The following is a 14,637-nucleotide window of genomic DNA, read 5'->3' on the forward strand; positions in this document are numbered from 1 at the left end:
TAAACCAAGTTTTTTAACTATCTAGCTTAGAAAAAGGCTTGAATTCAATAGAACCCAAGCCTTTTTTAGAAAAGAAACCACAGTGAAATAAAAATGTCGTGTCTTTAAATTATCTGAAGATTATTTTACAGATCCACCTGTAATACCTTCAACATAGTATTTTTGCATGAACATGAAAAGTATTGTGATTGGAATTGCAATAATAACAGATCCTGCTGTAAATGACATGAACCACTGGTTGATGGTATCTTGTTGCAACATTGAAAAGAGACCAATAGCGACTGTGTACTTGCTCGTAGCATCACCTAAAATAACTTTTGCAAAGATAAAGTCCATCCAAGGGCCCATAAAAGCGATTAATGCAGTATAAACGATAATGGGTTTTGACAATGGTAGGGTGATTTTAAGGAAAATATCCAAACGGGTCGCCCCATCAATCATAGCAGACTCATCCAAAGAGTATGGAATAGTATCAAAGAAACCTTTTGCGATGTAGAAGGTTAATGCTGCTCCTGCAGAATAGACAAATATTAAAGCGGTTAATGTTTGGTCTAGATTTAGAGCTTTTAGGATGTAGTAAACTGCAATCATTGACATGAACCCAGGAAACATATTCAAGACTAAAGCTAGCTTTAGGAAACCATTACGGTGTTTGAATTTGATTCTGCTGAGAGAATAAGCCATTGCTACAGTGATTAAAGTTGATAGTATACAAGTACATGTAGCGACAAATAATGTATTTAAGAACCATTGACCAAATGGGAATGTGTTTTGGGTGAAGAGTTTAGCGTAGTTGTCTAATGTCCAAGTTTTAGGAATAAAGTAGTTGACAAAGGCACTTCCTTCACCACGGAAGCTTGTGAGAACGACCCAAACAATGGGAAAGAGCCACATAATTGATAGTACTATCAATAAAATATAAACAAAAGTAAGGTTAAGACGTTTTTTCTTATTCATTATTTAGCTGCCCCTTCCTTGTAAGAATTTGTTCTTGTGTAAGCTAGTAAACTAAATACTGCTGAAAGAATAAAGATTAAGATACCAACAACAGATGCTAAGTTATAATCTGCAGCAGTTACTGTCAAATTGTATAGCCAAGTGACAAGTAAATCGGTGCTACCTGCTTGGTAGTATGTTGAGTTTGTTGGTCCACCTTGAGTGAGTAGGTAGATAACGTTGAAGTTGTTAATATTTCCGATAAATTGTTGAATTAAAGTAGGAGTCATAATCAACAAAATTTGTGGGAAAGTAATTGATTGAAAGACTTGGAACTTATTCGCCCCATCAATTTCAGCAGCTTCAATTTGTTCTGCAGGTAAATTCATGATGATACCAGTAGCAACAAGCATTGTTACAGGAATACCAACCCACATATTAACAAAGATGATTGAGAATTTCGCCCAGACCGGATCAGAAAGGAATGGAAGGGGATGTGCTGAAGAAATAAGTCCCCATTTTATTAACAAGGCGTTAACCGGTCCAGCGTCACTTAAGAGGTTTCTCATGATTAAGAGAGAGATAAATTGAGGGACAGCCATGGTAATAACAAAAATAGTACGCCACATCTTTTTGAATTTCAAACCTTTTGTATTAATTAGTAAGGCAAGAATAATACCAAAGAAGAAATTCGTTACAGTAGCGAAAACAGCCCAAATTAATGTCCAAGATAGAACAGGGAAGAAAGTACTGGCCATACGCCCGCTAAAGATATTACCGAAGTTAGCAAAACCAACCCAGTCAAATAAACTTTTTGGCGGTAAGTGGTTATGATCATAGTTAGTAAATGCCAAACAAATCATATAAACTAACGGAAGGATTGTAAATAGAAGCACCCCTATTAAAGGAATAGACATTAAAGTCATATGGAAGCGTCCATCTGTCAAGCTTTTAATATCTTTTTTGAAGGATGGAATTTCTCTTCCTTCTTCTTTCAAGGTCAATAAATGTGCTGCGCTTTTAATGTTTGACCAGTAAATATAGGCAAATACGCAACAGAAGATAAGCGAAGCTAATCCAAAAATTAGCATTAACATAGAGTTATCACCTTGTGTCGCAACTTGGATTTTAATACCATCCACAGTTTTAGTTGTCATACCTTGTTCTTGGGTCCCTAAGGAAATAAGACCTTTTACAGCTGGGATAACTTGGTAAACAAAGGTAATTAAAAACAGAATTTCACTGATTAAAAATAAAAGTCCCTTGACAATTTGTTTATTTTTGAGGTTAGCAAGTCCCATAATTAAGAATGATAGTTTAGTTGCTAAATCACCTTTTTGAAAGACCTCTTTTAGGGACATACCATCAAGTGAGATCAGTTTTTTATTCATAATGGTCTCCTTTAATTGTTATTTTACAAAATAAGAGATGGGAAGCACTCTCAATTGAAAGGAAGAGTACTCACCTCATCTCATTACTCTAGACGTACTATTTTGTTTTAGCGATGTCTTTATCGAATTGTTTTAGACGTTTAAGGTAATCGCTAGATTTGATTTTACCACTGTAAGTATCGCTAAGAATAGCAGCACTTTCTGTCCAGAATGTTGACATTTGACTCAACTTAGGCATAACCGTTGTATATTTATCTGAGCTACCCATTTCGATAACTGCTTTTGCAAGTTCATCTTTTTGGACGCTATCAGAAGATTGAATTGATGAGTTAGCAGGAACGATATGACGTTTTTCGAATTGAATTTTTTGACTTTCAGCATTAGTTAGATATGCAGCGAGTTTGTAGCTAGCTGAGATTCGTTTAGTGTTTGAACCAGCAGGTGCTTGGTTAACGGCATAAAGTTTAACGCCCAAGAATGCTTTTTGTTGAACTTCTTTGTCACCGATTTTCATTGTTGGGTAAACAGCAACACCGATTTTATCTTCACCGACAGCTTTTTTAGCAGCGTCGTAATCCCATGGTCCACTTTCAAAAGCATGAACAGAACCATCGCCAAATTTAGACATTGTATTTTCAGCTGTCAAGTTGACAAAACCATCATTTTTCTTTTGATCTGCAATCCATTTAAGGACAGAAACACCTGCTTCATTACCCCAGTTAGTGCCTTTAGCATCTTCACCAGATTTACCAAATAAAGTGTCGCCTACAGAAAGGAAAAGAGGACCTGTTACATATGAGTTAGCTGCTTTAAGCTGTTGACCGAATTTCCCTTTGCTTGTAATTGTTTCGTATGATTTAACGTCGTCAGCAGTTAACTTTGTTTTATTATAATAAAGAACTTGAGATTCAATACCAAATGGGAATGCATAAGTTTTCCCTTTATATTGTGCACCAGTAAGTGATTGTTTAGTGTCGTTTTTAGCAATTTCTTTTGAGTATTGCTCTGGAATTTCTTGGATAACACCAGATTCTACTAATTGACCAAGTTGGTCATGTGGAAGTGAGAATACATCGGCTGCCTTGCTTGGGTCTTTTTTTACGTTTTCTTGAGCTTTGGAGTCATTAGACTCAATCATTTTTACAGTAACGCCTTTGTTTTCCTTCTCGAATTTTTTAACAATTGCTTTATAAGACGCTTTTGAATCTGTTGGGACCCAAAGTTTGATAGTTGTTTTTGAAGCAGCATCAACTGAGTTAGAGTGAGTAGCAGCAATTGCTCCTCCTGCAACTACTGAAAGAGCAGCAGTACTAACAAGTAATTTTTTCCAAGTATTTTTTTCCATTTTGGTTCTCCTCCTAGAGAATATTTTAATTACACCTATATTATGCAACCGTTTGCAAAAAAAGTCAAGTCTTTTTTTAAAAAAAATAAGAAAAATAAAAAAATAATATCAATTAATACTAAATGAGAAGATTATTTTAGTGAGAGTATTACATTTGCAGAGAAGGCAAACGTTTGTTTTTTTCTTAGATTAGAGTATAATAGACAAAGGACTATACCAAAAGGTATAAAATGATTAGAATGAAGAGGTCGTAGGATGGTAACTATAAAAGATGTTGCTGCCAAAGCTGGTGTTAATCCATCGACAGTAAGTCGTGTACTAAAAGATAATGCATCTATTTCAAGTAAGACGAAAGAGCGCGTGAAAAAAGCTATGGAAGAGCTGGGCTATGTTCCTAATGTTGCAGCACAAATGTTGGCTAGTGGTTTAACGCAAAATATTGGAGTTATTTTTCCTCCACTGGTTTTACCAGACCGCTTAAGTGAACCCTTTTTCATGGAGATTCTTTCTACATTAACTAATGAAGCAAAAGAGCATGGGTTTACAGTTTCTATTGCAACAAGTATGTCTTCTGAGGAGTTGTTAGAACAAGTAAAATTAATGCATCTACAAAAACGAGTGGATGGTTTTATTGTTCTCTATTCGGATCAAAAAGATCCTATCAGAGAGTATTTATTAAAATATAAACTGCCCTTTGTTGTTGTTGGTGCTGCTAATGGCTATGAAAATGAGATTACTTATATTGATAATGATAATCAGCTGATGGGGAAATCTGCCATTGATTATCTCTATAAAAAAGGACATAAAAGCATCCAGTTTGTTACAGATGATTTAAATTCAGAAGTATCAGAAGAGCGCTATTTAGGGTATTTTAAAGGTGCTAGAAAGTTAGGTTTAAACCAAAAGCCAGCTCTTTTATTTGACAGAGGCAATCCGCAAGTTTTAGAGGAATTTATAAATAGAGTCAAAGAAGAAGAAACAACTGCTTTAATTGTTATTGGTGATACTGTCTCTGTTAGAGTAATGCAATTTCTTTCTTTCTATAAATTAAAAGTTCCAGATGACATTTCTATCATGACCTTTAATAATTCTCTCTTCTCACATCTGATTCATCCTTACCTAAGCACATTTGATATTAATGTTAATAATCTAGGAAGGACAAGCGTTCGTCGTCTGATTGACATCATTAAATCTCCAGACAAAGTCTTTAGTGAGACTATTATTGTGCCTTTTACTTTAGAAGAGCGTGAAAGTGTCCGAGATATTTCTAAAAATAATAATTAAGCTATGATATAAAGACTTCTATCAATTTTCGATAGAAGTTTTTTTAAATTATGCTTGACTTATGCAATCGCTTGCGTTAAGATGGAGGAGTAAAGTAAGTAATCGAAAAGGAGAATCAATATGAAAAAACGTGCAAGTGGTGTCTTAATGCACATCACTTCTCTACCAGGTGATTTAGGTATTGGAACATTTGGACGAGAAGCCTACGCTTTTGTTGATTTTTTGGTCGAAACTGATCAAAAATTTTGGCAAATTCTTCCCTTAACAACAACAAGCTTCGGGGACTCTCCTTACCAGTCTTTTTCTGCAGTAGCTGGTAATACACATTTAATTGATTTTGATTTGCTAACGCTTGAAGGTTTCATTTCGAAAGATGACTACCAAAATATTAGTTTTGGACAGGATCCAGAAGTTGTTGATTATGCTGGTCTGTTTGAAAAACGCCGTCCAGTTTTAGAAAAAGCAGTTAAAAATTTCTTGCAAGAAGAGAGAGCTACGAGAATGCTATCTGATTTCTTGCAAGAAGAAAAATGGGTAACTGATTTTGCTGAATTTATGGCGATCAAAGAACATTTTGGTAATAAGGCGCTTCAAGAATGGGATGACAAGGCTATTATACGCCGCGAAGAAGAAGCCTTAGCAGGATATCGTCAAAAGCTTAGTGAAGTGATAAAATATCATGAAGTAACGCAATATTTCTTTTACAAACAATGGTTTGAGTTAAAAGAATATGCTAATGATAAAGGGATTCAAATTATCGGTGATATGCCAATCTACGTTTCTGCCGATAGTGTAGAAGTTTGGACAATGCCTGAACTGTTTAAATTAGATCGCGACAAACAACCACTTGCTATTGCTGGTGTACCAGCGGATGATTTTTCTGACGATGGTCAGCTTTGGGGCAATCCTATTTACAATTGGGATTACCACAAAGAGTCAGATTTTGACTGGTGGATTTATCGTATTCAATCTGGTGTTAAGATGTATGACTATTTGCGTATTGATCATTTTAAAGGTTTTTCAGATTATTGGGAAATTCGAGGAGATTATCAAACAGCTAATGATGGCTCATGGCAACCAGCTCCCGGTCCAGAATTATTTGCAACTATCAAAGAAAAATTAGGTGATTTACCTATTATTGCTGAGAATTTAGGCTATATTGATGAGAGAGCAGAGAGATTACTGGCTGGAACAGGGTTCCCAGGTATGAAAATCATGGAATTCGGTTTTTATGATACAACAGGAAATAGTATTGATATTCCTCATAACTACACAGAAAATACAATTGCATATGCTGGAACTCATGATAACGAAGTTATTAATGGCTGGTTTGAAAATCTTACAGTCGAACAGAAAGCTTATGCAGAAAATTACATGCGTCGTTTGCCAAATGAGCCCATTACTGAGACTGTACTGCGTACCTTGTATGCAACCGTTAGTCAAACAACGATTACATGTATGCAAGATCTACTAGATAAACCTGCAGATAGCCGTATGAACATGCCAAATACCGTTGGAGGTAACTGGCAATGGCGTATGAGAAAAGAAGACTTAACAGAAAATCGCAAAGCATTCTTAAAAGAGATTACAACTATTTATAATAGAGGGAATAAATAAGGAATATTATCATGACAAGAAATTTTACAACTTACGTTGGACAACAAGGAAAAGTATTATCAGAATTAACAAATGAAGAGATTTACGTTGAATTGTTAAATTTTGTAAAAGAAGAAGCTGCCGCTAAATCAAAAAATAGCTCTCAACGTAAGGTATACTATATTTCAGCTGAGTTTCTAATTGGTAAATTACTTTCAAATAATTTGATTAACTTAGGGATTTATAAAGATGTCAAAAAAGAGTTAGAACTTGTAGGTAAATCAATTGCTGAAATAGAAGATGTAGAGCCAGAACCATCACTTGGTAATGGTGGTTTAGGGCGTTTAGCATCATGTTTTATTGACTCGATTTCTTCTTTAGGTATTAATGGTGAAGGTGTTGGTTTAAACTATCACTGTGGGCTTTTCAAACAAGTATTTCGCAACAATCAACAAGAAGCAGAAGCTAACTACTGGATTGAGAATAATTCTTGGTTAGTACCAACAGATATTTCTTATGATGTTCCTTTCCGTGACTTTACTTTAAAATCACGCCTAGATAGAATTGATGTATTAGGTTATAAGAAAGATACTAAAAATTATTTGAACCTTTTTGATATTGATGGACTTGATTATAACCTTATTGAAAAAGGTATCACTTTTGATAAGACAGAAATCAAGAAGAATTTAACCTTGTTCTTGTATCCAGATGATTCAGATAAAAATGGAGAATTATTACGTATCTATCAGCAATATTTCATGGTTTCAAATGCTGCTCAATTATTAATTGATGAAGCAATCGAGCGTGGTTCAAACCTTCATGATTTAGCTGAATATGCTTATGTTCAAATTAATGACACTCACCCATCTATGGTCATCCCTGAGTTGATTCGTTTATTGACAGAAAAACATGGTTTTGAATTTGACGAAGCTGTGTCAGTTGTTCGCAATATGGTTGGCTATACAAACCATACCATCCTTGCAGAAGCTCTTGAAAAATGGCCTTTAGAGTATCTTAATGAGGTAGTACCCCACCTAGTAACAATCATTAAAAAATTAGATCAAATGATTCGTGAAGAGCAAACAAATCCAGAGGTTCAAATTATTGATGAAGCTGGACGTGTTCACATGGCGCATATGGATATCCACTTCTCAACAAGCGTTAATGGTGTAGCAGCATTACATACAGAAATCCTTAAAAATAGTGAATTAAAGGTTTTCTATGATATTTACCCAGATAAGTTTAACAATAAGACAAACGGTATTACATTCCGTCGCTGGTTGGAGTTTGCTAACCAAGATTTAGCAGATTACTTGAAAGAACTAATTGGGGATAGCTATCTTACTGATGCGACTCAGCTCGAAAAATTGTTAACTTATGCTGATAGCAATGAAGTTCATGATAAATTAGCTGCTATTAAATTTAAAAACAAACTGGCTCTTAAACGTTACCTTAAGGAAAATAAAGGTATTGAATTGGATGAATACTCAATTATTGATACACAAATCAAACGATTCCACGAATATAAGCGCCAACAAATGAATGCTTTATATGTTATTCATAAATACTTAGAAATTAAACGTGGGCATTTCCCATCACGTAAATTAACAGTTATTTTTGGTGGTAAAGCTGCTCCAGCCTATACTATTGCACAGGATATCATTCACTTAATTCTCTGCTTATCAGAATTAATTAATAATGATCCAGAAGTTAATAAATACCTTAATGTCCATTTAGTAGAAAATTACAATGTGACAGTAGCGGAAAAGTTAATCCCTGCAACAGATATTTCGGAACAAATTTCATTGGCTTCCAAAGAAGCATCTGGTACAGGTAACATGAAATTTATGTTGAATGGTGCTCTTACTCTTGGTACTATGGATGGGGCAAATGTTGAAATAGCTGAATTAGCTGGCAAAGAGAACATCTACACATTTGGTAAAGACTCTGATACTATCATTAATCTTTATGAAACATCTGGTTATCGTTCAAAAGATTACTATGATAAAGACAAAGTAATTCGTGAAGCTGTTGATTTTATCATTAGTGATGATATAGTGTCACTCGGTAATGCAGAACGACTAAAGAGATTGCATGATGAGTTAGTAGGTAAAGATTGGTTCATGACATTGATTGATTTGAAAGAATACATTGCTGTTAAAGAACAAGTGCTTGCTGATTATGAAGATTATGAATCATGGAATAAGAAAGTTATACACAATATTGCTAAAGCAGGGTTCTTCTCATCAGATCGTACAATCGAACAATATAATCAAGATATTTGGCATTCAAATTAAAAAGTCTCTAAAAGTAAGGTTTTCAACCTTACTTTTTTCTTGTCTAATAAAACTATAAGTATTTATTTTTGTCCGTAGACTTTAAAAATAGAACTGAGCAGAACTTATTCTAAATATTTAATTGCATGTGTATTTATATTCTATATAATATAAAAATATGCACCCTGTGATACTTGGTTATAGGGTGTTTTAATTTTTGAAATATAAACTAAAATTAAAAAATATAATTTGATTTCAAAATACAGAAAAATCAGATAAAAAGCTTTATAATATAGTATTATCCACACTTTAAAGAGTATTATCCATATTTAAAAAAATAAGATAAAATGATAAAAAATAAATTATTAATTAATTGACAGTGTGAATTCATAGTTGTATAATTAAACACATCTAAAAATCGGAAAGGTAATTTGCTATGTTGAAAAAACTATTTGCACCCCCTCAGAAAAGAGAACGTTTATCAGCTGAGGAAATTAAGCATAAATATCCTCGTTATCGTGTACAAGTCCTTATTTCTATTTTTGTAGGTTATATGGGATACTATTTTGTTCGTAATACGACTTCAATTTTATCTGGTATCCTTAATATGTCTGCTACTGAGATTGGTATTATTACCTGTGCTAGCTACATTGCTTATGGTCTCTCTAAATTTATTTCTGGTTTGATTTCAGATGAATCGAATTCTAAAATTTTCCTTCCAGTTGGTTTGTTTCTTACAGGACTAGTTAATGTGTTAATCGGTGTTATTCCATCTGTAATTACTAGTATCTGGCTCTTTACTATCATGTATCTTATTAATGGTTGGTTACAAGGGATGGGATACCCTCCTGGAGCGCGTACATTAGTCTATTGGTATGATAATAAAGAAAGAATTAAATATGCTACCATTTGGAATTTATCTCACAATTTTGGTGGAGCAATAGCGCCGATTTTAACTGGTGTAGGTCTAGCTCTTGCTGGTAATGATTCTCTTAATCAAGCGCGTGCTGCTTATTGGTTTCCAGGGGTGGTGGCTTGTCTTTTGGCTGTTCTTGTTTACTTTTTACAAGAAGATACTCCAGAATCTATCGGACTTCCGCCTATAGAAGAGTATCATAAAGAGCAATATACTAATGTTGTGGATTCAAGTGACATTTTAGAAGAGCCTGAAGTTTTGGGTATGGGCGAAATTATAAAAAAATATATTCTACCAAATACTAAACTGATGTGGGCATCCTTGTATTCAATATTTGTATATATTTTACGTTACGGTATTGTCTCATGGACTCCTAAGTTTTTAGCGACGAGTGTGCAAGATGGTGGAAAAGGTATTACTGCAACAGCTGGTATGGGTGGTTTTTCACTTTTTGAAATAGGTGGTATTATTGGGATGCTAACAGCAGGATATCTATCTGCCAAAGTGTTTAAAAACTCTAAACCTTTAACCAATGTAGCCTTCTTAGTTGTAGCAATCTTATTACTAGCTGCCTATTGGTTTATTCCAGCAGGACCTCAATATATGGCATTAGACTTCATTATTTTACTAGGTTTGGGGGCATCAATCTACGGTCCTGTTATGATGGTTGGCCTGTATGCTATGGAGTTAGTTCCAAAAGCAGCAGCTGGAGCAGCTTCAGGATTGACTGGCACATTTAGTTATGTCGGAGGAGCAACGATCGCTACTCTAGCTATTGGTATTATTATTGACCACTTTGGTTGGGGAGTAGCATTTATAATATTTGGTATTTCTGGATTTGCGGCTATTGTCTGTACCTTGCTTTCAAGAGATAAGAGTCTAGAGTATTGGTGATATTATTTGGTAAAAGTATCATTTAATATTTAGTGAGATAAGTTATGAAAAAAGGCCTCTTGAAAGAGACCTTTTTTGTTTTAGATAATCTATTTGTTGAAGTAATTAGTGATATCGATTGTTTTTAATAGATAGTTTCTACCTAGTTAAAATAAAACTACCCCATTAATAATGATTCAATTTTAATGTCATATTCAGGGTAGTGTATGCTTAAATGTTCGATAATCACATGATAAATTTGTGTGATTTTTGCTCTTTTTTCTGGGAAGTCATGACCAATATAGTGGAAGGAACATTCTATCGTTAAAAAGAGCTCATGGAATAAGGTATTGACTTCTTCTAAAAGTTCTAAAAGTTTTTTATCTTCAGTAATAAACGCAGGTGCAGTATTGATTTCATCAGCCCAAGCATCTACAGGTCTAAGTGGATAAGTACCGTATTCTAGACATAATTCATAAGTCATAAAAGTCCTCCTAGTCTTTTACTATTTTAACATATGTGTGTTCTTAAGAAGAATAATTTGTCTTTAAAGCAAAGAATATGTCCTAAGCGTATTTTTTGCTATGTTGTAAGGAGTCGTTATATAATGAAGTATACTAACTTATTTTGCAGATGAGGAGAAAAAATGTCAGAAAAAATCAGAGTTTTACTCTATTATAAATATGTTTCAATTGAAAATGCGGAAGAGTACGCTGCGAAACATCTAGAATTTTGTAAATCTATTGGGCTTAAAGGTCGTATTTTGATTGCGGATGAGGGGATTAATGGAACTGTTTCTGGAGATTATGAAACAACTCAGAAGTATATGGATTGGGTCCACAGCGATGAGCGTTTTGCTGATCTTTGGTTCAAGATTGACGAGGAAAATCAACAAGCTTTCCGTAAAATGTTTGTTCGTTATAAGAAAGAGATTGTGCACCTTGGGTTAGAAGATAATAACTTTGATAGCGATATTAATCCTTTGGAAACAACAGGTGAGTATTTAAATCCTAAACAATTTAAAGAAGCCTTGCTTGATGAAGATACTGTTGTTTTAGATACGCGTAATGATTATGAGTATGACTTAGGTCACTTCCGTGGAGCAATTCGTCCTGATATTCGCAATTTCCGTGAGTTACCACAATGGGTACGTGACAACAAAGATAAGTTTATGGAAAAACGTGTTGTTGTGTACTGTACCGGTGGTGTTCGTTGTGAGAAATTCTCGGGTTGGATGGTTCGAGAAGGTTTTAAAGATGTTGGACAATTACACGGTGGTATTGCAACATATGGAAAAGATCCGGAAGTTCAAGGTGAACTTTGGGATGGTGCGATGTATGTTTTTGATGATCGTATCTCGGTGCCAATTAATCATGTTAATCCAACTGTTATTAGTAAAGATTATTTTGATGGAACACCTTGTGAACGTTATGTCAATTGTGCAAATCCGTTTTGTAACAAACAAATTTTTGCTTCAGAAGAAAACGAAGCGAAGTATGTTCGAGGGTGCTCGCCTGAATGTCGTGCACATGAACGTAATCGCTATGTGCAAGAAAATGGTTTATCACGTCAAGAATGGGCAGAACGTTTAGAAGCTATTGGAGAATCCTTACCTCAAGTAGCAAATGTTTAATATTAAAAAATCGCTAGCAATAAAGCTAGCGATTTTTTAGCAATCACAATTGACATCGCAACAAGCTAGGTTATCAAGGTACATTTGATTTTCTTTAAAGAATTCAAGGGTATCTTCGTCTAATATAATCCCTTCTCGTTGTGCGATATGATTAATAACAGGGACAAAGCGCTGTCTGAATTTATAAATATAGCAGAAAATAGTATCTCTTTGTCGTAAGCTTGGACCAATTAAGAAACAGTTATTAACGATAGTAGATTCGTCATCTTCAGTAACTATTGGCAACTGATTTTTATCGTATTCAAATAAAGCGATTCCGTCAATGAGATGACAGGTATTTAGAAAACCTGTGGAAAGAATAGGTTTATGGAAAGACTCCGCAGTACTACCGTCATCAAAAGTAACTTGATATTGTTTTCCAATTTGTTTAATCTCAATGGCTTTCTTGCCTTCAGAGATACTATAATATTCTTTTTTGTGGTCTTGTATATGTTTTAAACGTTCTTTAGTTAGGGGGGATAAAGAGATGCTTGGATCGGGATTGCTCTCTTTACGACCAAACGTATCTGTATATAATTCGACTTGATTTCCCAAATATACTAGATGTGTTAGTGCATCACAAGCACTTTCGTTTCCACCAATGATGATAAATGGATTGTCAGATTTGATATGGAAATTATCAACTTGACCATAGTGCATTCCTAGATCTGCACCTTTAATATCAATGGTATTTGGATTTTGAAATTCTCCTGTTGCCATAATAAGATAATCAGCAGAAAAATCTCCCTTTGAAGTTTTAATAACAAAAAGGCTATCTTGTTTATCAATAGATAGAACAGATGTTTCGTTTTGGATAGGGAGATTATAATGAGCAGCAACTAATTGTAAGTAGCGTGCATATTCCACTCCAGAAAGATGTTCTTTTTCAAATGAGAAAGCAGGAGAAGTATCTGGAATAACAGCGTTTAGATCTGGAAAACCAAAGCCATTGGTAGTGAAGGAAGGTGTGATAAATTGTGTTGTTCTGGGCCATCTTAAAAAAGATTCTCCAATGTGCCCTTTTTCAATGATAAGAAAATTTGTAAGTCCTAATCGTTGCATGGCAGAACCAAAACCGATTCCTGCAGCGCCTGCACCGATAATTATGGTTTGATAATGTTTCATGTCTTCTCCTTGACAAAAATAAATGTGTAAGATAAAATACTTAACCAGTTAACAATAATACAGTTTAACAAATAAAAGAGTGTTTGTAAAGAAAGGACTATTTGTGTTTTTACTATTATGTATTTTATCGATGTGGCTCATGATTTTTGGGGTTGCATTCTATTACTTTGGGTCGCTACATCAATCATTGACTTCAAGGATTATTTATCAGTTTGTACTTACTGTTTTGCTAACGACAACAGCTTGGTTCATGGGTGCCTATTTTTTAGCATTTGAAGGTCATTTTAAAACTGTCTTTCAATTCCAAGAAGCAGATGGTAAACAAATTGTAAATTGTTTATTTCAACTTTGTTTCGCCCTTTACGCAGTAGTAATGCTTATTGGGTCAATTATTGATAGAGTTCAGACGAAGCGACTTTTATTAGCTGTTGTTTCTTGGCTTTTCTTGGTGTATACGCCCTTAGCTTATTTAATTTGGAATTCAGAGGGTGTTTTTGCAAAGATGGGAGTACTTGATTTTTCAGGCGGAATGGTCGTTCATTTATCTGCAGGGCTTTCTTCGTATATTTTAGCTCATGTTATTGGCAAGAGTGAACATCAGCACAATAAGGTTAAAAATGATAGTCTCTTTTTAGGAATGATACTTATTACATTTGGTTGGTTTGGATTTAATATGGGTCCAGTTGGTGAGTGGAATTCACAAGCCATTATGATACTTTTAAATACTATATTTGCTATTATAGGTGGTGGTTTGGCGTGGACATTGGCTGCTAAGTGGAATGGTGAGGAAGAGAAAACAGGAAGCTTATTGAATGGCATTATTGTTGGTCTTGTGACGAGTACAGCAGGAGTTGGGTATCTCTTAACTTGGCAATTATTAGCTGTAACATTCTTTGCATCCCTCTTCACCTACTTTGTAACGGATTACGTTGCGAAAGCTTTTGCCATTGATGATGTCGTTTCCTCCTTTGGAATGAATGGTATTGGGGGATTGTTGGGAAGTTTAGGAGTTGGTCTCTTTAAATTATCACATATGCCAGTTCAACTGTTAGCATTAGCTACCACAATTCTTTTGTCAATTATAATGACCTATATCATATCTAAAGCGATTTTTAGAAAATAATAAATAAGGTTGAGATGTACATCTCAACCTTATTTATTATTAGACTTCCTGCGAAACAAAATATGATACAATAGTTCTATGAATTATGAAGCAAGCAAAC

At 34.5% G+C, this 14,637-nt stretch carries 11 protein-coding genes; 6 read left to right on the top strand and 5 right to left on the bottom strand.

Going from position 1 to position 14,637, the window contains the following annotated elements:
- Positions 1–120: 120 nt before the first annotated feature.
- The 3 genes from HMPREF2818_RS06980 to HMPREF2818_RS06990 form a co-directional block, all read right to left on the bottom strand.
- Positions 121–957 (bottom strand): sugar ABC transporter permease, encoded by an 837-nt coding sequence (locus HMPREF2818_RS06980; protein ID WP_001035401.1) that lies wholly within the window; start codon positions 955–957, stop codon positions 121–123.
- Positions 957–2,327 (bottom strand): carbohydrate ABC transporter permease, encoded by a 1,371-nt coding sequence (locus HMPREF2818_RS06985; RefSeq protein WP_001035541.1) that lies wholly within the window; start codon positions 2,325–2,327, stop codon positions 957–959. Before HMPREF2818_RS06985 ends, HMPREF2818_RS06980 begins: the two co-directional genes overlap by 1 nt.
- Before the next feature lie 97 nt (positions 2,328–2,424).
- Positions 2,425–3,672, bottom strand: coding sequence for an extracellular solute-binding protein (locus HMPREF2818_RS06990; RefSeq protein WP_000414616.1), 1,248 nt, complete (start codon positions 3,670–3,672; stop codon positions 2,425–2,427).
- A 255-nt stretch (positions 3,673–3,927) separates the two neighbouring features.
- Here HMPREF2818_RS06990 and HMPREF2818_RS06995 point away from each other — a divergent pair, with 255 nt between their 5' ends.
- From HMPREF2818_RS06995 to HMPREF2818_RS07010, 4 genes are all read left to right on the top strand, one after another.
- Positions 3,928–4,956, top strand: coding sequence for a LacI family DNA-binding transcriptional regulator (locus HMPREF2818_RS06995; RefSeq protein ID WP_000256309.1), 1,029 nt, complete (start codon positions 3,928–3,930; stop codon positions 4,954–4,956).
- 120 nt (positions 4,957–5,076) lie between these two features.
- Entirely contained in the window at positions 5,077–6,573 is a 1,497-nt protein-coding gene (gene malQ, locus HMPREF2818_RS07000; protein WP_000745458.1) for a 4-alpha-glucanotransferase, read from the top strand.
- A gap of 11 nt (positions 6,574–6,584) precedes the next feature.
- Positions 6,585–8,849, top strand: a complete 2,265-nt coding sequence (gene glgP, locus HMPREF2818_RS07005) for a glycogen/starch/alpha-glucan family phosphorylase (RefSeq protein WP_000197731.1) — start codon at positions 6,585–6,587, stop codon at positions 8,847–8,849.
- A 415-nt stretch (positions 8,850–9,264) separates the two neighbouring features.
- Positions 9,265–10,638, top strand: a complete 1,374-nt coding sequence (locus HMPREF2818_RS07010; RefSeq protein ID WP_000914221.1) for an MFS transporter — start codon at positions 9,265–9,267, stop codon at positions 10,636–10,638.
- A gap of 157 nt (positions 10,639–10,795) precedes the next feature.
- On the opposite strand, the gene HMPREF2818_RS07015 is transcribed toward HMPREF2818_RS07010, so the two are convergent.
- Positions 10,796–11,101, bottom strand: coding sequence for a hypothetical protein (locus HMPREF2818_RS07015; protein WP_000220571.1), 306 nt, complete (start codon positions 11,099–11,101; stop codon positions 10,796–10,798).
- Between the two features lie 162 nt (positions 11,102–11,263).
- Between HMPREF2818_RS07015 and HMPREF2818_RS07020 the strand changes: the two genes are divergently transcribed.
- Positions 11,264–12,250 carry an oxygen-dependent tRNA uridine(34) hydroxylase TrhO gene (locus tag HMPREF2818_RS07020; protein ID WP_001290916.1) on the top strand — a complete coding sequence of 329 codons (987 nt, stop codon included), beginning with the start codon at positions 11,264–11,266 and terminating at the stop codon, positions 12,248–12,250.
- Between the two features lie 36 nt (positions 12,251–12,286).
- Here HMPREF2818_RS07020 and HMPREF2818_RS07025 read toward each other — a convergent pair whose 3' ends face one another.
- Positions 12,287–13,414 carry an NAD(P)/FAD-dependent oxidoreductase gene (locus HMPREF2818_RS07025; protein WP_000683734.1) on the bottom strand — a complete coding sequence of 376 codons (1,128 nt, stop codon included), beginning with the start codon at positions 13,412–13,414 and terminating at the stop codon, positions 12,287–12,289.
- Positions 13,415–13,517: 103 nt separating this feature from the next.
- Between HMPREF2818_RS07025 and HMPREF2818_RS07030 the strand changes: the two genes are divergently transcribed.
- A complete protein-coding gene (locus HMPREF2818_RS07030) occupies positions 13,518–14,537 on the top strand; it encodes an ammonium transporter family protein (RefSeq protein ID WP_001873999.1) in 1,020 nt (339 codons plus the stop codon).
- Positions 14,538–14,637 lie beyond the last annotated feature (100 nt).

Source organism: Streptococcus sp. HMSC076H09, assembly GCF_001811765.1.
GTDB lineage: Bacteria > Bacillota > Bacilli > Lactobacillales > Streptococcaceae > Streptococcus > Streptococcus agalactiae.

What these genes read in the sequence shown, in the direction of transcription:
- HMPREF2818_RS06980 (WP_001035401.1), bottom strand. Translation starts at nt 957, where the DNA reads ATGAATAAGAAAAAACGTCTTAACCTTACTTTTGTTTATATTTTATTG.
- HMPREF2818_RS06985 (WP_001035541.1), bottom strand. Translation starts at nt 2,327, where the DNA reads ATGAATAAAAAACTGATCTCACTTGATGGTATGTCCCTAAAAGAGGTC.
- HMPREF2818_RS07010 (WP_000914221.1), top strand. Translation starts at nt 9,265, where the DNA reads ATGTTGAAAAAACTATTTGCACCCCCTCAGAAAAGAGAACGTTTATCA.
- HMPREF2818_RS06990 (WP_000414616.1), bottom strand. Translation starts at nt 3,672, where the DNA reads ATGGAAAAAAATACTTGGAAAAAATTACTTGTTAGTACTGCTGCTCTT.
- HMPREF2818_RS06995 (WP_000256309.1), top strand. Translation starts at nt 3,928, where the DNA reads ATGGTAACTATAAAAGATGTTGCTGCCAAAGCTGGTGTTAATCCATCG.
- HMPREF2818_RS07020 (WP_001290916.1), top strand. Translation starts at nt 11,264, where the DNA reads ATGTCAGAAAAAATCAGAGTTTTACTCTATTATAAATATGTTTCAATT.
- malQ (WP_000745458.1), top strand. Translation starts at nt 5,077, where the DNA reads ATGAAAAAACGTGCAAGTGGTGTCTTAATGCACATCACTTCTCTACCA.
- HMPREF2818_RS07015 (WP_000220571.1), bottom strand. Translation starts at nt 11,101, where the DNA reads ATGACTTATGAATTATGTCTAGAATACGGTACTTATCCACTTAGACCT.
- HMPREF2818_RS07025 (WP_000683734.1), bottom strand. Translation starts at nt 13,414, where the DNA reads ATGAAACATTATCAAACCATAATTATCGGTGCAGGCGCTGCAGGAATC.
- glgP (WP_000197731.1), top strand. Translation starts at nt 6,585, where the DNA reads ATGACAAGAAATTTTACAACTTACGTTGGACAACAAGGAAAAGTATTA.